Here is a 16,884-nt window from a genome sequence, read left to right on the forward strand (position 1 = left end):
CGGCGCGATGCTCACCCCACGCGGGCTGGACCCGGCGCGGCGGGTGTTCGCCCAGCTGCGCGTGTACGCCGCGGCCGCCGGCGTCTCCGACGAACGGGCCGAGGAACTGCTGCGGCTGGTCCGGCTCCTCGACGCCGCCGACGCGCGGATCGGCACGCTCACCGAGGGCATGCGGACCCGGCTGGCGCTGGCCGTCGCCCTGCTCGGCGAACCCCCGCTGCTGGTGCTCGACGATCCGGCCACCGGACTCGATATCGGCGAAACCGCCTGGCTCAACGACCATCTGCGCGGCCACGCCCGCCGCGGCGGCACCGTGCTGCTCACCTCGCGCACGCTGAGCACCGTGCTGCCCATCGCCGACGAGCTCATCGTCATGGACCGCGGCCGCATCGCCTACCAGGGCAGTCCCGCCCGGCTGCGCCGCAGCCACCCGGACCGGCTGCTGGTCAAGGCCTCCAGCCCGATCGCGCTGGCCACCTCGCTGGCCGCGCGGGGCATCACCGACGCGGTCATGCGGCCGGACGGACGCCTCGCCATCGCGGAAGCCTCACTCTCGCAACTGGAATCGGCCGCCTCCGCCGCCCGGGTCCAGCTCACCGAGGTCACGCCCGAGCACATCCACCCCGACCAGGTGCTGGCCGCCCTCACCCACACCGGACCCATCGCCCCCGCCTATCCCGGCCCGGCCGCCCCCGGAGCGTATCGGTGAAATCGGTGTGCCACATCGGCATTCGCGATCGGGCGGCGGCGCCGGCGACCGGTGGCCCGGCCGGGGACGCTTCACGAAAGGACGCTCGATGAAGTTCACTGTGCCGCCGGCGGTGGCCCGAGCCGCGAATTCCGAAGTGCGGAAGGTGACTTCGGTGCGGCTGAACCGGGTGATCGGCGGCGGGGTCGTCGCGGCGGGCGTGGCGGCGTTCGTGGCGCTGGGCATCGGGTTCCAGCCCGGGAGCGAGAACGCGCAGGGATTCAGCTCCGGGTCCGGGTGGACGGCCATGCTGACCGCCTGGGTAGTGGTGCTGACCGTGGCCGCGGCCGCCGCCTTCGGGGCGTTCGGCGCGGGCTCGGAGTTCGGGAACGGGGGCGTGGCGATGAGCTCGCTGTTCACACCCGACCGGACCCTGCAGCTGAGCGCGAAACTCGCGGTGGCGGGGGCGTTCTCGCTCGCCACCGTGGTCGCCATGGAGGTGCTCGGCGGGGCCGCCATGCGGCTGGCGGGCGGCTCTCGGGTGCCCATGGACGGCGGCTTCTTCGGGGTGCTGATCGGGGTGGCGCTGGCGGCGGTGTGCTGGGCGGTGATCGGGACCGCGGTGGGATTCGTGCTGCGCTCGCCGACCCAGGCGCTGCTGGCGGTGCTGGGCTGGGCGGTGCTGGAACCGCTGATCTGGATCACCGCGCGCGCCATCGGATTCGGCGGGCTGGCGGCCATCCTGCCGGTGTCCTCGACGGTCGGGGCGATCAGCGGCGGACGATATGCCGAGAACGCGCTCATCGCGCCCACCCCGGCGGCCATGGCGATGCTGGTGCTGTGGAGCGCGGCCGCGGGCGCGGCGGGCTGGTGGTTCTACACCCGCCGCGACATCTGACGCTCAGTCCCGATCGGCGAACACCCGCTGCCAGACCGCGTGATCGGTGCGCGGGCCGCCCGGGGTGTCGGCGCCGTATTCGGCGATCAGCCCCGGCAGGTCCAGCGGCAGGCTCGGCGCGGTCATGGCCGCCAGTTCGGCCTCCACCGCGGAGTCGGGAACCAGCCAGCAGACCTCGAATTCGATGCCGTCGGGATCGGCGGCGTAGAGGGCCTTGGTGGAGGCGTGATCCGACGCGCCCGTGAGCGCGCCCGCCGCGATCAGGGCGTCGCGCACCCGCTGCAGTTCGCGGAGCGTGTCCACCTCCCAGGCCAGGTGGTAGAGCCCGACCCGGCCGGTGCGGTGCCGGACCGACGGGTCCGGGGACTGGAACAGGCCCAGGTCGTGGTCGTTGGCCGACCCCTCGGCCTGCAGGAACGCCCCGCCCGGGAAGCCGCCGGGCAGGCGGCGGAAGCCGAGCACCTCGCTGTAGAACGCGACCGAGCGCTCCACATCGGAGACGAACAGGACAGCGTGATTGAGGCGCTGAATCGGCATGGCGGGAACTCCGTTTCGACGAGACCGGACGCGGGGGTGCGAAGTTCAGCGGATCACGCCGGGACGAGAGACACAAGGCGGCGTCCCGGCCACACTGGTGGAGGGACGGGAACAAACAGGGGGTGGGACGGTCGTTGTTCTCCGCGATGAGTTCGAGTGATGTGGGCGAGGCGATGGTGACCGGGGCCGGTGACACGACGGGCCGCGGCTGGCTGCGGCGGCTGTGGGACAGGTGCGTGGGGCACCCGTGGATGCTGGCCGGGCTGGCGGTGGCGATCGTGCTCGGCGCGGTGGTCGAGGTGACCGGGCCGCTGCTGGCCAAGCGCGCCCTCGACGGCGCGACGGCGGGCGATACCGGCATCATCGCGGGCCTGGCGATCGCGCTGGGCGCGCTCGCCGCGGGGCGCTTCCTGGCCTCCTTCGGCCGCCGCATGCTGGCCGGGCGGCTCGCCCTCGACGTCCAGCACGAACTGCGGGTGGATCTGCTGGCCGCGCTGCAGCGCCTGGACGGGCCCGGGCAGGACGAGCTGCGCACCGGCCAGGTCATCTCCCGCTCGATCAGCGATCTCACCCTGGTGCAGGGTCTGTTGTCGATGGCGCCCTGGTCCTCGGTGGCGGCGCTGCAGTTCGTGCTCGCGGCCGGCGTGATGCTGTGGCTCTCGCCGCCGCTGGCGCTGGCCGCGCTGCTGGTGGTGCCGGTGCTGGCGTTCGTGGTCTACCGGGTGCGGCCGCGCCTGTACGCGGCCACCTGGTCCGCGCAGCAGCGCGCCGCCGATCTGGCCCAGCATGTCGAGGAGACCGTCACCGGTGTGCGCGTGGTGAAGGGCTTCGGGCAGGAGGCCCGCATGGTCGACCTGCTGGAGGGCCACGGGCGCGAGCTGTACGCCGAACGCATGCGCGCGGCCCGCATCGACGCCCGCTTCAGCCCCACCCTGGGGTCGATTCCGCAGGCCGGGCTGGTCGCGGTGATCGCGGCGGGCGGGCTGCTCGCCTTCCAGGGCAGCATCGGGCTCGGCACCTTCCTGGCCTTCGTCGCCTATGTGGCCACCATGACCAACTCCACCCGGATCGTGTCGTACGTGGTGGTGATGGCGCAGTTGACGAGGGCCGCGGCCGAACGCGTGCACCAGGTCATCGACAGCGCGCCCGACCGCGTCGACCCCGAGCATCCGGTACCGGTGCCCGACGGGCCGCTGGGCGTCGAAATCGACGGTGTCACTTTCGGTTTCGATCCGGACCGGCCGGTGCTGCGCGACTTCAGCCTCGACATCAGGCCCGGGGAGACGGTGGCGATCATCGGCCCGGCGGGCTCGGGCAAGTCCACGCTGAGCCTGCTGCTGCCGCGCTTCTACTCCCCCGACTCGGGCCGGATCAGCCTGTACGGCACCGATTCCCGCGCCGATGTCGCCGACCTGCGCGCGGCCGAGCTGCGCGCCGCGGTGGGCGTGGTGTTCGACGAGGCGTTCCTGCTCTCGGACACCATCGCCGCCAATATCGCCCTGGGCCGCCCGGAGGCCACCGAGGCCGAGATCCACGCGGCCGCGAAACAGGCCGCGGCCGACGACTTCATCAATGCCCTCGCCGACGGCTACGACACCGTGGTCGGCGAACGCGGCCTGACCCTGTCCGGCGGTCAGCGCCAGCGCATCGCCCTGGCCCGCGCCCTGCTCGCCGATCCCCGCGTCCTGATCCTCGACGACGCCACCTCCGCGGTCGACGCGGTCACCGAGGCCGCGATCTTCGCGTCCCTGCCCACCGATTCCGGCCGGACCACACTGATCCTGGCCCACCGCGAATCGACGTTGTCCCACGCCGATCGGGTGATCCGGCTGCCCGCACCGGAATTCGCGCCCGTCGACGCTGCGGCCGCGGCCTCCGATCTCGAACTCGGGACCGGGGCGGGCGCGCAGCCGGATCGGGATACGCCCGAGGAAGTGCGGCGGGTGCTGGGCAAGCTGCCGCCCGCGCTGGAGGAGCCCGGGCTGGACTCGGACTCGTTGCGGGAGCCCGACCCGGGGTTCCGGCTCAGTCACGCGCTGGGACTGGTGAAGTGGCTGGTCGCGGGAACCATGATCCTGCTGGCACTGAACGCGCTTGTCGGCGTGGGCTTCCCGTCGGTGGTGCGGTACGCGGTGGACGCGGGCGTCGGACGGCACGACGGCGCCGCGCTGGTGCGGGCCACCGTCATCGGCGTCGTCCTGGTCGTGGCCGGGTGGCTGGTCGCGGCGACCGCGCTGCTGTGGAGCAACCGGGCCGGGGAGCGGGTGCTGTTCGGGTTGCGGGTGCGCAGTTACGCACATCTGCAGCGGCTCGGCCTGGACTTCTACGAGCGGGAACTGTCCGGCCGCATCATGACCCGGATGACCACCGACATCGACGCGCTGTCGACGTTCATGCAGACCGGCCTGCCGGACGCACTGGTCGCGCTGCTGACCGTCGGCGGAATCGCGGTGGCGCTCACGGTCATCGACCCGGGCCTGGCCCTGGTGGTGTTCGTGACGGTGCCGGCGCTGCTGCTGGCCAGCTGGAAGTTCCGCAAGGTCTCCGACGCCGCCTACAGCGCCTCGCGGGAGCATTCGGCGACCGTGAACGCCGACTTCGCCGAGAACGTCGCCGGGCTGCGGGTGGTGCAGGCCAACCGGCACGAGGCGATCTCCGAGCGGCGTTTCGCCGGATACTCCGACGACTACCGGGTCAGCCGGATGCGGGCGCAGCGGGCCATCGCCACCTTCTTCGCCTTCGTCGGCATGTGGGCGGATCTGGCGCTGGCCGCGGTGGTGTTCACCGGCGCCTGGGCGGTCGCGCACGGGACCACCACCGCGGGCACCCTGGTCGCGTTCGTGCTGTACCTGCAGCTGCTGTTCGGGCCGATCATGCAGTTGTCGCAGCTCTTCGACGGGTACCAGCAGGCCCGCGTCGGGTTGCGGCGGATCGGGGAACTGCTGCGCACCCCGTCCTCGATCGCCCCCGATCCCGCCGACGCGGCCCCGATCGACGGGCGGCTGCGCGGCGAGGTGGTCTTCGACGACGTGCGCTTCCAGTACCCGGGCGCGATCCGGCCCGCCCTCGAGAGCGTGAGCCTCCGCATTCCGGCGGGCGGCAGCCTCGCGCTGGTGGGTGCGACCGGCGCGGGCAAGTCGACCATCGTGAAGTTGCTGGCCCGGCTCTACGACATGCCGCGAGAACCGGTGTCCGGTGACGGGAATCACGAAGCCGCCGACGCCGCGAGGGCGATCTCCATAGCGAAACAGCATGACAAGCGCCGTGATCCGGGCAGTCACGGCGAAATTCGGGTGGACGGCGTGGATATTCGCGACTACCGCCTCGCCGACTTCCGTTCCCGGCTCGGCGTGGTGCCGCAGGAAGCTCACCTCTTCACCGGCGACATCGCGAGCAACATTGCATTTGGCAAACCATTTGCGAGTCGCGTCGAAATCGAGGCGGCGGCCGCCGCGGTCGGCGCGCTGGACACCATCGCGGCGCTGCCCCGGGGCATGTCGCAACCGGTCGGGGAGCGCGGGCGCGGGCTGTCGGCCGGTCAGCGCCAGCTCATCGCCCTGGCCCGCGCCGAACTGGTCCGGCCCGACCTGCTGCTGCTCGATGAGGCCACCGCCGTGCTGGATCCGGCCGCCGAGGCATCGGTGCTGGTCGCGAGCGAATCGGTGACGCGGGGCCGGACCTCGATCATCGTGGCGCACCGGCTCGCGACGGCCGCCCAGGCCGATCGGATCGCGGTCGTGGAGCAGGGCCGGATCAGCGAAATCGGGTCACACGACGAACTCCTCGCGGCCGACGGCGCGTACTCCCGCTTGTGGGCTGCGGCGCGGGCGACGGAGGGAATATTCTCGAGCGAGGACGAGTCGTCACAAGAGAATGCGTCCGCTCGGTGGTAGCCAGGACCGACGGCGAAGTGGGGTGGGCATATCCTCAGTGGGGGCGCATCGGCGCGCATCCGCCGATTACCCGTGCCGGGCACGTCACAAACGTCGCAGCGCGAAGAACGAAATGAGGCGAACACCTGCTGTGAGCAGCTCAACAGACCAGTTCGGACAGAACCAGTGGCTTGTCGACGAGATGTACCAGAAGTACAAGCAAGACCCCTCGTCCGTCGATGAGAGCTGGCACGAGTTCCTGGCGGACTACACGCCGGAGAACACTGCCGAGATTGGTAACAACAGCCAGGCGGCCGCCGCCATCGCTCCGGCCCCCGCCGTGAATACCACCCCGGTTGCCACCCCCGCTCCCGCTCCGGTCGCCGCAGCGCCTGCCCCGGCCCCGGTTCCGGCTCAGGTTCGAGCCCCCCAGACCACCCCCGCGCCCACCTCGAACGCGGCCCCGACCTCCGGCGGTCCGAAGCCCGCCGCCGAGGACGAGACCAAGGTGCTGCGCGGGCCCGCCGCCGCCATCGTGAAGAACATGTCGGCCTCGCTGGCGATCCCCACCGCCACCTCGGTGCGTGCCATTCCGGCCAAACTGATGATCGACAACCGTCTGGTCATCAACAACCACCTCGCCCGTACCCGCGGTGGGAAGATCTCGTTCACCCACCTGCTGGGTTACGCGATCGTGCAGGCCATCAAGGCCTTCCCGAACATGAACCGGCACTTCGCCGAGGTCGACGGGAAGCCCAACTCGGTGACCCCGGCGCACACCAATCTCGGTCTGGCCATCGACCTCAAGGCCAAGGACGGCAGCCGTTCGCTCGCGGTCGCGGCCATCAAGAACACCGAGACCATGACGTTCGCGCAGTTCCACAACGCCTACGAGGACATCGTCCGGCGTGCGCGCGACGGCAAGCTCACCACCGACGACTTCGCCGGCATCACCATCTCGCTGACCAACCCGGGCACCATCGGCACCAACCACTCGGTGCCGCGTCTGATGCAGGGGCAGGGCGCGATCGTCGGCGCGGGCGCCATGGAGTACCCGGCCGAGTTCCAGGGCATGAGCGACGGCCAGCTGGCCGAGATGGGCATCGGCAAGCTGATGACCCTGACCTCGACCTACGACCACCGCGTCATCCAGGGCGCGGAGTCCGGCGACTTCCTGCGGACCATCCACAACCTGCTGATCTCCGACGAGTTCTACGACGAGATCTTCCACGGCATGGGTGTCCCCTACGAGCCGGTGCGCTGGCGCAAGGACATTCAGGAACGCGGCATCGACAAGTCGACCCGCGTCCAGGAGATGATCAACGCCTACCGCAGCCGCGGCCACCTGATGGCCGACACCGATCCGCTGCGGCTGGTGAAGGACAAGTTCCGCTCGCACCCCGACCTGGATGTCACCCAGCACGGCCTGACCCTGTGGGACCTGGACCGCGAGTTCAATGTCGCGGGCTTCCACGGCCAGGAGCGCATGAAGCTGCGCGACGTGCTGTCCATCCTGCGCGACGCCTACGCCCGCCACGTGGGTGTGGAGTACACCCACATCCTGGATCCCGAGCAGCTCAAGTGGATTCAGGAACGCGTGGAGCAGAAGCACGCGAAGCCGACGGTCGCCGAGCAGAAGTACATCATGTCCCGGCTCAACGCGGCCGAGGCGTTCGAGACCTTCCTGCAGACCAAGTACGTGGGCCAGAAGCGCTTCTCGCTGGAGGGCGCCGAGTCGGTCATCCCGATGATGGACGCCGTCATCGACCAGTGCGCCGAGTACGCCCTCGACGAGGTCGTCATCGGCATGCCGCACCGCGGCCGCCTGAACGTGCTGGCCAATATCGTCGGCAAGCCCTACTCGAAGATCTTCACCGAGTTCGAGGGCAACATGAACCCGGCCGCCACCCACGGCTCCGGCGACGTGAAGTACCACCTGGGCGCGCGCGGCACCTACCTGCAGATGTTCGGCGACAACGAGATCGAGGTGTCGCTGACCGCGAACCCCTCGCACCTCGAGGCCGTCGACCCGGTGCTGGAGGGTCTGGTCCGCGCCAAGCAGGACCTGCTCACCAAGGAAGACATCGTCACCAAGGGTGAAGAGGCGCGGTCGTTCTCGGTCGTGCCGCTGATGCTGCACGGTGACGCGGCCTTCGCCGGCCAGGGCGTCGTGGCCGAGACCCTGAACCTGTCGGGCCTGCGCGGCTACCGCACCGGCGGCACCGTGCACATCGTGGTGAACAACCAGATCGGCTTCACCACCGCGCCGGAGTACTCGCGGTCCACCGAATACTCCACCGACATCGCGAAGTTCATCGGCGCCCCGATCTTCCACGTGAACGGCGACGACCCGGAAGCCTGTGTGTGGGTGGCCAAGCTGGCCGTCGACTACCGGCAGAAGTTCCAGCGCGACGTCGTGATCGACCTGATCTGCTACCGCCGCCGCGGCCACAACGAGGGCGACGACCCGTCGATGACCCAGCCGGGCATGTACGACGTGATCGACACCAAGCGTTCGGTCCGCAAGGCGTACACCGAGTCGCTGATCGGCCGTGGCGACATCTCCATGAAGGAAGCCGAAGACGCCCTGCGTGACTACCAGGGTCAGCTGGAGCGGATCTTCAACGAGGTGCGCGAGCTGGAGAAGTTCCCGCCGGAGGCCTCGGAGTCGGTCGAGGACGAGCAGCAGCTGCCGCCGAACCTTGTCACCTCCGTGGACAAGACGGTGCTGCAGCGCATCGGCGACGCGTTCGTGAACCCGCCGGAGGGCTTCACCGTGCACCCGCGCGTCAAGCCGGTGATGGAGAAGCGCCGCGAGATGGCCTACGAGGGCAAGGTCGACTGGGCCATGGCCGAGCTGCTGGCCTTCGGCACGCTCATCGACGAGGGCAAGGCGGTGCGCCTGACCGGTCAGGACTCGCGCCGCGGCACCTTCTCGCAGCGGCACTCGGTGATCATCGACCGCAAGACCGGTGACGAGTACACCCCGCTGCACAACATCGGGTCGAAGAACCCGGGCTGGTTCGCGGTGCACGACTCGGCGCTGTCGGAGTACGCGGCGGTCGGCTTCGAGTACGGCTACTCGCTGGGCAACCCGGACGCGCTCGTCCTGTGGGAGGCGCAGTTCGGTGACTTCGTCAACGGCGCGCAGTCCATCATCGACGAGTTCATCTCCTCCGGTGAGGCCAAGTGGGGTCAGCTCTCCGAGGTCGTGCTGCTGCTGCCGCACGGTCACGAGGGTCAGGGTCCCGACCACACCTCGGGTCGTATCGAGCGCTTCCTGCAGCTGTGCGCCGAGGGTTCGATGACGGTGGCGGTTCCGTCCACCCCGTCGAACTACTTCCACCTGCTGCGCCGCCACGCCCTGGACGGCATCCGCCGCCCGCTGGTGGTCTTCACCCCGAAGTCCATGCTGCGCAACAAGGCCGTGGTGTCCGAGGTCGAGGACTTCACGGACAACAAGTTCCGCACCATCCTCGAGGAGCCGACCTACGAGTCGGGCAACGGCGACCGCGCCAAGGTCAAGCGGGTGCTGCTCACCTCCGGCAAGATCTACTACGAGCTGGTGGCGGAGAAGAACAAGCACAACCGCGAAGACGTGGCGATCGTGCGCGTCGAGCAGCTGTACCCGATCCCGAAGTTCCGCCTCAACGAGGCCCTGGAGCAGTACCCCAACGCCTCCGATCTGGCGTGGGTCCAGGAGGAACCGGCCAACCAGGGCGCCTGGCCCTTCTTCGGCCTCAACCTCCCGGAGATCCTCCCGGCCCGCTTCGGCAAGCTGCGCCGCATCTCGCGTCGCGCCATGTCGGCCCCGTCCTCGGGTTCGTCCAAGGTGCACGCCGTGGAGCAGCAGGAAATCATCGACGAGGCGTTCTCCCCGACCGCCTAGTCACCGAATCCCAGTGCGGGGCCGGATCTCTCACGAGATCCGGCCCCGCGCCGTTCGCGGCGGCTATCGGGTCAGCACGCCGAGCCGATTCCAGTCGATGGTGATCTCGATGGGCAGCTCGACGACGGTCGCCCGTTCCTCCGGAACCAGCTTCCGATGCGGTCGATACTGTTCGGGGTGCGGTACCCGGATGGGCTACTCGCTCGCCGAATCCGACTGCTCCGCGGTGGAATCGGCGGTGCCCTTGATGTCCCAGGCGGCCATCATCGCGGCGACGCCTGCGGCGGCGGTGTCCTGGGTCGTGGATTCCTGGTCCGACATGGTGGGTACCTCTTTCTGCTAGTCCCCCGACGAAAGTTGATGGTACTGGTCGGATTCGGTTGGGGCGCGCTGGGAATTGGTCTGCGACAAGGCATTTCAACGTTCGGTGATCGGGGTCACACACACTGGCGAGTCGGCCGTCCAGGAGGGGTTGTGGGCGGGTGTTCGGCGTCGTATATTCCACGTGGAATATTTGGTACGGAGGATGGGGGTGGCGGCGATGACGTCACTCGAAACGGAGGTCGTGGTGATCAAGAAGCAGTCGGCTCCAGCGCTCACGCCGATGGCGCTGCTGGTTCTCGCACTGCTGGAGGAACGTCCCATGCACCCGTACGAGATGTATCAGCTGCTCTTGAGCCGCCATGAGGATCAGTTCACCAAGATCAAGCCGGGGTCGCTGTATCACACCGTGGCGCGGCTGACCGAGCAGGAACTGATCGCGGCGGAGAGCACCGATCGGGCCGGTAACCGGCCGGAACGGACCACCTATCGCATTCGCGCGGCCGGGCACGCGGCGCTGCGGGACCGAGTCCGGGACCTGCTACGGGAACCGGTGCACGAGTACCCGGCGTTCGTGACCGGATTGGCCGAAGCGCACAATTTGCCCGTGGACGAGGTCATCGATGCCCTCCGCGAACGCGTCGCCTCGATCGAGGCGCGGGTCGCCGAGCTCACCACGCTCCGCGACCTGGCCGCCGCCTCCGATGTCCCGCGCCGTTACTGGATGCGGGTCGACTACATACGCGCGCACAGCACCGCCGAAGTCACCTGGCTGCGCGGACTCATGGACGAGCTCCGCAGCGGCGAACTCGAATGGGAAACCTTCGACACCGAATGCGGCCGGCGCGTCGACACCAGAACCCACTCCCAGGGATAGGAACCCGAATCCATGTCCACTCAACGTAATCCGTGGCTCGCGCTATACGCGCTGGTCGTCGGGTTCTTCATGATCCTGCTGGACATGACCATCGTCGCGGTGGCCAATCCGGCGATCATGAAGGACCTGAACGCCGATGTCTCCCAGGTCATCTGGGTGACCTCCGCCTACCTGCTGGCCTACGCGGTGCCGCTGCTGGTCACCGGCCGGCTCGGGGATCGCTTCGGCCCCAAGAACATCTACCTCGGCGGCCTGGTCGTGTTCACCCTCGCCTCGCTCTGGTGCGCCGAGTCGACCAGCATCGACATGCTGATCGCGGCCCGCGCCGTGCAGGGCCTGGGCGCGGCGCTGATGACGCCGCAGACCATGGCCGTCATCACCCGCACCTTCCTGCCGGACAAGCGCGGCGCGGCCATGGGCCTGTGGGGCGGCGTGGCCGGCCTGGCCACCCTGGTCGGCCCGATCCTGGGCGGCGTGCTGGTGGACTGGCAGGGCTGGCAGTGGATCTTCTACGTGAACGTGCCGATCGGCATCATCGCCTTCGCGCTGGCGTTCTGGCTGGTCCCGTCGCTGCCCACGCACGAGCACAAGTTCGACCTGGTCGGCGTGGCGCTGTCGGGCATCGGCATGTTCCTGCTGGTGTTCGGCATCCAGGAGGGCAACACCCACGACTGGGACGCCAAGATCTGGGCCATGATCGCCGCCGGTCTGGTGGTGCTGGCGCTGTTCGTGGTCAACCAGGCCCGCAATACCGGTGAGCCGCTGGTGCCGCTGAGCCTGTTCCAGGACCGCAACTTCGCGCTGTCCAATGTGGCCATCGCGGCCATGGGCGCGGCGGTGACCAGTGTGTTCGTGCCCGCCTACTTCTACCTGCAGCAGGTGCACGAGCTGTCGCCGACCCGCTCGGCGTTGATCTTCGCCCCGATGGCCATCCTGACCGGCGTGTTCGCGCCGATCATCGGCAAGATCTCGGACAAGGTCGCGCCGCGGGTCATCCCGACCATCGGGTTCGCGATGTTCGCGGCCACCCTGTTCGGTTTCGCCACGCTGATGAAGCCGGATGGCTCGCTGCCGCTGTTCATGATCGTCGGCGCCTTCGCCGGTATCGCCAATGCCTGCATCTGGGCGCCGGTGGCCTCCACCGCCACCCACAACCTGCCGGTGCAGCAGGCCGGTGCGGGCGCGGGCGTCTACAACACCACCCGCCAGGTGGGTTCGGTGCTCGGTTCGGCGGCGATCAGCGCGCTGCTGTCGGCGCGGATCTCGGCGCAGGGCCTGCGCAGCGGTCCGATCGGCGAGGGCGCGGGCGGCAAGAGCCTGAGCGATCTGCCCGCGGCGGTGCGGGATCCGATCCTGGAGAAGCTCAGCACCGCGCTCAGCCAGTCCATGTACCTGCCCGCCGCGATCCTGCTGATCGGTGTCGTCGCCTCGGCGATGTTCATCGGCTTCGGCAAGCAGGGCGGCGGTCAGGCCGACGATATGGCGAAGGCCGATATCGGGGCGCACTGATCCCGATCGCTCGAAAACCGCTGCCCGCCGGGGATTCCCGGCGGGCAGCGTCGTTTCCGCCCGGCGGGCAGTCGTTTCCGGACGCCGCCGATCGCGTCGGAGCAGCAGCCCGATGAGCCCTGCGATCCTGGACCGTGTCCGAGGGCACGATAGCCGTTCGGAACGGTCGCCCGCGCACGACCGGCGTGTTCGTCAGCCGATTCGCATTGTCAGCGAGGGGTATCCGGTCGCGCCGTCCGGTACGACGTCGGCCTGTCGATCGGTCTGGGTCTCCCCCGTGCCGTCGGTGGCGCGCGCCCAGACGGTGTGCACGCCGCCGCCCGCGGGCGCGTCCCAGTCGAAGGCCCACTGCACCCAGGTGTCGATGGACGGGGCGGTCGCCAGGCGCGCGGGCTGCCAGTCCCCTTGGTCGATACGGACTTCCACGCCGCGGATGCCGCGATGCTGCGCCCACGCCACCCCCGCGATGGTGACCTTGCCGGGTGCGAGGGTGCGGCCGCGCGGGGTGTCGATGCGGCATTCGGTCTTGATGGGGCCGTACGCCGACCAGCCGCGTTTGGTCCAGAACGCTTCCGCGCGATCGAATCTGGTGATCTCGAGTTCGGTCACCCACTTGGTGGCCGACACGTAGCCGTACAGGCCCGGCACCACCAGCCGGGCCGGATAGCCGTGCGCGGTGGGCAGCGGTTCACCGTTCATGCCGACCGCCAGCAGGGCGTCGCGGCCGTCGGTGAGCACGGCCAGGGGGCTACCCGCGGTGAAGCCGTCGATGCTGCGGGAGAGCACCATATCGGCGTCCGGATGCGGCCCGGCCTGCGCGATCAACTCGTCGAGCCGGTAGCCGAGCCAGCGGGCGTTGCCGATCAGCTCGCCGCCGACCGGGTTGGAGACGCAGGTGAGGGTGACCAGCCGTTCGATGGGGGTGCGGGCGGCGAGATCGGCGTAGTTCAGCCGGATCTCGCGATCGACCATGCCATGGATGCGCAGGGACCAGTCGTCCTTGCTGACCTGCGGGACGGTCAGCGCGGTGTCGATGCGGTAGAAGCTGGAATTCGAGGTGAGGTAGGGCGTGAGGCCCGGCAGTCTCAGGTCCGCGCCCGGGTCGATCGGCGGCTCGGTGCTGGTCGGCGTCGGCAGCTCCACGTCGGCCCGCTCGGCGGACACGTCCCGCGAGCGCAGCCCGATGATCCGTCCGGCCACACCTCCGGCGACCGCGACCGCGCCGGTGATGGCGAGCCAGCGCATCACGTCCCGCCGTTGGGTGGACTGTTCGTCCGCGGCGGGTGTCTCGGCGGCGTGTTCGGCGGACTCGCCGAGTCGGCGAATCAGGCTGCGCAGCACCAGGATTCCCGCGCCGGTGCCGAGCAGTGCCGGGATCGCCCAGGTCCAGGCGGCGGCGGGACGTCCGACCGCGGCCAGCAGCGCCAGCAGTCCGAAGATCCCGAACAGGATCGATCCCCAGGGCCGCCGGGCCCGCTCGGCGAGTCCGGCGACGGCCGCCAGCAGGACGGCCGCCACGCCCATCGACACGAACAGCAGCGTCTTGTCGTTGGTGCCGACCAGCCCGATCACCCATTCCCGGAACCCGTCCGGCGTATGGTCCACGACCCACGCCCCGACGGCCTGCAAGGGGGTGCTGTCGGGACTGATCAGCACCGACACCGCTTCGGCCACGCCGAGCGTGACCAGGCCCGCGACGATGCCGCCGGCGATTCGAACTTCCCGATCGGCCACGAAACCGACCCTACTGCGGGAACCGGCCCGCGAACCCGGGTCAGAAATGACGATCCGGTGACGTCGTCACAGGGTGGCGGAACCGGTGTAGTTGATCATCCACGGCACCGAGAACTTGTCGGTGACCATGGCGAACGCCTCGGCCCACTCGACCTTGCCGAGCGGCATGGTGACGGTGCCGCCGGGGGCGAACTCGTTGTACAGGCGCTCGGCCTCGGCCGCGGACTCCGCCTCGATCTGCACGGCGAAGCCGGGGTTGGAGTTGTCGATGTCGTTGCCGGGCGGGGTGTCCGACACCATGAGGATATTGGTGGCGCTCAACGGCAGCTGCGCGTTGGCGACCCGGTTCGCGATCTCCGGGGGCAGGTCGCCCGGGGTGTCGCCGCCCATGTCACCGAAGCGGACGATGGTGGCCTCGCCGCCGAAGACGGACTGGTAGAAGGTGATCGCCTCTTCGGCATTGCCGTTGAAGACCAGGTACGGGTTCAGTGCGGGCATGGGTTCCTCCTCGGTCGGGTGTGGCGGGCGCCGCGGCACCCGAGAGATTGGACGCGGGGGCCGCCCGGAAATCATCGGTCGTGGCCGGGAAATTTCGGTGAATGCGCGAAGAATTCGGTGCGTCACCCGGAAATGCGAATGGGGCGCGCGGGAAATCCCGCGCGCCCCAACCACGTTCATCCGGAGGCTGTGCCTCCGACTCCGGTCAGGAGTTGTAGATCGCGTCCACGTCGGCCGCGTACTGCTTCATGACGACGGCCCGCTTCAGCGACAGCTTCGGGGTGAGCTCGCCGCCCTCCTGGGTCCAGTCGACCGGCAGGATGCGCACCTTCTTGATCGCCTCGGCGTGCGAGACCAGCTTGTTGGTGGCCGCGACCGCGTCATTGATCTCGCCGACCAGGGCCGGGTTCTCGATGACGTGCTCGATCGGGGTGTCGGCGGGAATCCCGTTGCGCGCCTTCCACGCCGGCAGGGCCTCCGGGTCGAGGGTGACCAGGGCGCCGATGAAGGGCTGTCCGTCGCCAACCACCATGACCTGGCTGATCAGCGCGTTCTGCCGCAGCGAGTCCTCGAGCATGGCCGGGGAGACGTTCTTGCCGCCCGCGGTGACCAGGATTTCCTTCTTGCGACCGGTGATCGCGATGAAGCCCCGCTCGTCGATGGCGCCCAGGTCGCCGGTCTTGAACCAGCCGTCGGCGTCGAACGCGTCGGCGCTGGCCTCCGGGTTGTTCCAGTAGCCGCCGAACACGACCGGGCCGCGGATCAGCAGCTCGCCGTCGTCGGCGACCTTGGCGCCGTGGCCGGGCAGCGGACGGCCGACCGAGCCGACCTTGATGTGCTTGGGGGTGTTGACGCTGACGGCCGCGGTGGACTCGGTCAGGCCGTAGCCCTCGTAGATGGTGACGCCGGCGCCGCGGAAGTAGTGGCCCAGGCGCGCGCCCAGCGGGCCGCCGCCGGAGACCGCGGACTCGCACTGGCCGCCCATGGCCTCGCGCAGCTTGGAGTAGACCAGCTTGTCGAACAGCAGGTGCTGGGCCTTGAGCACCAGGCTCGGCTTGCCGTCCTGCTGGGCCTGGCTGAACTGGATGGCGATCTCGGTGGCGTAGTCGAAGATCTTGCCCTTGCCGCCGTCGTGCGCCTTCTGCTTGGCGCCGTTGAACACCTTCTCGAACACGCGCGGCACCGAGAGGATGAAGTTCGGCTTGTACTGGCCGAACTGCTCGACCAGGGTGGACCAGTCGGCGGTGTGGGCCACGGTGACGCCGGCGTCGAAGGCGGCCAGCGCGACCGCGCGGGCGAAGACGTGGGCCAGCGGCAGGAACAGCAGCGACTTGCGGCCGGGCTTCAGGAACTCGCTCATGGCCGAGCGGTCGGCCGCCGACTCCGCGTACAGGTTGGCGTGCGAGAGCATGACGCCCTTGGGCCGGCCGGTGGTGCCGGAGGTGTAGATGAGGGTCGCCGGGGAGGCGGCCTTCACCTGGGCGCGGCGCTCGTGCACCACGGCGTCGTCGAGTTCGGCGCCGCGCGCGGTGAGTTCGGCGATCGCGCCCTTGTCGAGCTGCAGCACCTCGCGCAGGCTGTCGAGCCCGGCCTCGATCTCGGCGATGGTGGCGCGGTGCTTGTCGTTCTGGACGACGGTGAGCTTGGTGGCGGAGTCCTCCAGGATCCAGCGCGCCTGCTCGGCGGAGGAGGAGTCGTAGATCGCGACGGTGCAGCCGCCGGCCGCCCAGATGGCGAAGTCCAGCACGACCCACTCGTAGCTGGTCTGAGCCATGATGGCGACGCGGTCGCCGAGCTCGATACCGGAGGCCACCAGTCCCTTGGCCACGTCGGTCACGGTCTTCGCGAACGCCGCCGCCGTGACGTCGTTCCAGCCGCCCTTGCCATTCGGGGTGTTGAAGACCACCAGGTCGGGGGTCTTCTCAGCATGCCGGAACGCGCCGTCCGACATGTTGGCGTTCTCCGGAATGGTGTAGGTAGCCGGGACTTCGAACTCTCGCATCGCTGCCCTTCCACAGAGGTTTACTGGCGGGTAATTTACGCCACGCTCACAGATAACTC

11 protein-coding genes are annotated in these 16,884 nt (G+C 69.4%); 6 read left to right on the forward strand and 5 right to left on the reverse strand.

Annotated elements, in window-relative coordinates; genetic code table 11:
* Positions 1–709 (forward strand): ATP-binding cassette domain-containing protein (locus ACWELJ_RS22170; RefSeq protein ID WP_452368034.1); only part of this gene is annotated, 709 nt, incomplete at its 5' end.
* A gap of 88 nt (positions 710–797) precedes the next feature.
* Positions 798–1,586 (forward strand): hypothetical protein, encoded by a 789-nt coding sequence (locus ACWELJ_RS22175; RefSeq protein ID WP_452368035.1) that lies wholly within the window; start codon positions 798–800, stop codon positions 1,584–1,586.
* 3 nt (positions 1,587–1,589) lie between these two features.
* Here the strand turns inward: ACWELJ_RS22175 and ACWELJ_RS22180 are convergent, their stop codons facing one another.
* Complete coding sequence (locus ACWELJ_RS22180) at positions 1,590–2,123, reverse strand: VOC family protein (protein ID WP_452368036.1); 534 nt, start codon at positions 2,121–2,123, stop codon at positions 1,590–1,592.
* A 146-nt stretch (positions 2,124–2,269) separates the two neighbouring features.
* Here ACWELJ_RS22180 and ACWELJ_RS22185 point away from each other — a divergent pair, with 146 nt between their 5' ends.
* Complete coding sequence (locus tag ACWELJ_RS22185; RefSeq protein WP_452368037.1) at positions 2,270–6,016, forward strand: ABC transporter ATP-binding protein; 3,747 nt, start codon at positions 2,270–2,272, stop codon at positions 6,014–6,016.
* 112 nt (positions 6,017–6,128) lie between these two features.
* Positions 6,129–9,884: a multifunctional oxoglutarate decarboxylase/oxoglutarate dehydrogenase thiamine pyrophosphate-binding subunit/dihydrolipoyllysine-residue succinyltransferase subunit gene (locus tag ACWELJ_RS22190; protein ID WP_452368038.1), complete on the forward strand. Its 3,756-nt coding sequence runs from the start codon at positions 6,129–6,131 to the stop codon at positions 9,882–9,884.
* A gap of 195 nt (positions 9,885–10,079) precedes the next feature.
* Here the strand turns inward: ACWELJ_RS22190 and ACWELJ_RS22195 are convergent, their stop codons facing one another.
* Entirely contained in the window at positions 10,080–10,205 is a 126-nt protein-coding gene (locus tag ACWELJ_RS22195; protein WP_452368039.1) for a hypothetical protein, read from the reverse strand.
* Positions 10,206–10,425: 220 nt separating this feature from the next.
* Here ACWELJ_RS22195 and ACWELJ_RS22200 point away from each other — a divergent pair, with 220 nt between their 5' ends.
* Complete coding sequence (locus ACWELJ_RS22200) at positions 10,426–11,082, forward strand: PadR family transcriptional regulator (protein WP_452368040.1); 657 nt, start codon at positions 10,426–10,428, stop codon at positions 11,080–11,082.
* A 12-nt stretch (positions 11,083–11,094) separates the two neighbouring features.
* The gene (locus ACWELJ_RS22205; protein ID WP_452368041.1) at positions 11,095–12,591 is read left to right on the forward strand and encodes a DHA2 family efflux MFS transporter permease subunit; all 1,497 of its coding nucleotides are present in this window, start codon (positions 11,095–11,097) and stop codon (positions 12,589–12,591) included.
* 192 nt (positions 12,592–12,783) lie between these two features.
* Here ACWELJ_RS22205 and ACWELJ_RS22210 read toward each other — a convergent pair whose 3' ends face one another.
* The 3 genes from ACWELJ_RS22210 to ACWELJ_RS22220 form a co-directional block, all read right to left on the reverse strand.
* On the reverse strand, positions 12,784–14,325 hold the full coding sequence (locus tag ACWELJ_RS22210) for a molybdopterin-dependent oxidoreductase (RefSeq protein ID WP_452368042.1): 1,542 nt from the start codon (positions 14,323–14,325) through the stop codon (positions 12,784–12,786).
* A 66-nt stretch (positions 14,326–14,391) separates the two neighbouring features.
* The gene (locus tag ACWELJ_RS22215) at positions 14,392–14,823 is read right to left on the reverse strand and encodes a VOC family protein (protein WP_452368043.1); all 432 of its coding nucleotides are present in this window, start codon (positions 14,821–14,823) and stop codon (positions 14,392–14,394) included.
* A gap of 205 nt (positions 14,824–15,028) precedes the next feature.
* Positions 15,029–16,825 carry an AMP-dependent synthetase/ligase gene (locus tag ACWELJ_RS22220; protein ID WP_452368044.1) on the reverse strand — a complete coding sequence of 599 codons (1,797 nt, stop codon included), beginning with the start codon at positions 16,823–16,825 and terminating at the stop codon, positions 15,029–15,031.
* Positions 16,826–16,884: the final 59 nt, after the last annotated feature.

It is taken from the genome of Nocardia sp. NPDC004582 (genome assembly GCF_053602115.1).

Bases quoted from the DNA above. Each gene is read 5' to 3' on its own strand.
- ACWELJ_RS22175 (WP_452368035.1), top strand. From the start codon at position 798: ATGAAGTTCACTGTGCCGCCGGCGGTGGCCCGAGCCGCGAATTCCGAA.
- ACWELJ_RS22180 (WP_452368036.1), bottom strand. From the start codon at position 2,123: ATGCCGATTCAGCGCCTCAATCACGCTGTCCTGTTCGTCTCCGATGTG.
- ACWELJ_RS22185 (WP_452368037.1), top strand. From the start codon at position 2,270: ATGAGTTCGAGTGATGTGGGCGAGGCGATGGTGACCGGGGCCGGTGAC.
- ACWELJ_RS22190 (WP_452368038.1), top strand. From the start codon at position 6,129: ATGAGGCGAACACCTGCTGTGAGCAGCTCAACAGACCAGTTCGGACAG.
- ACWELJ_RS22195 (WP_452368039.1), bottom strand. From the start codon at position 10,205: ATGTCGGACCAGGAATCCACGACCCAGGACACCGCCGCCGCAGGCGTC.
- ACWELJ_RS22200 (WP_452368040.1), top strand. From the start codon at position 10,426: ATGACGTCACTCGAAACGGAGGTCGTGGTGATCAAGAAGCAGTCGGCT.
- ACWELJ_RS22205 (WP_452368041.1), top strand. From the start codon at position 11,095: ATGTCCACTCAACGTAATCCGTGGCTCGCGCTATACGCGCTGGTCGTC.
- ACWELJ_RS22215 (WP_452368043.1), bottom strand. From the start codon at position 14,823: ATGCCCGCACTGAACCCGTACCTGGTCTTCAACGGCAATGCCGAAGAG.
- ACWELJ_RS22220 (WP_452368044.1), bottom strand. From the start codon at position 16,825: ATGCGAGAGTTCGAAGTCCCGGCTACCTACACCATTCCGGAGAACGCC.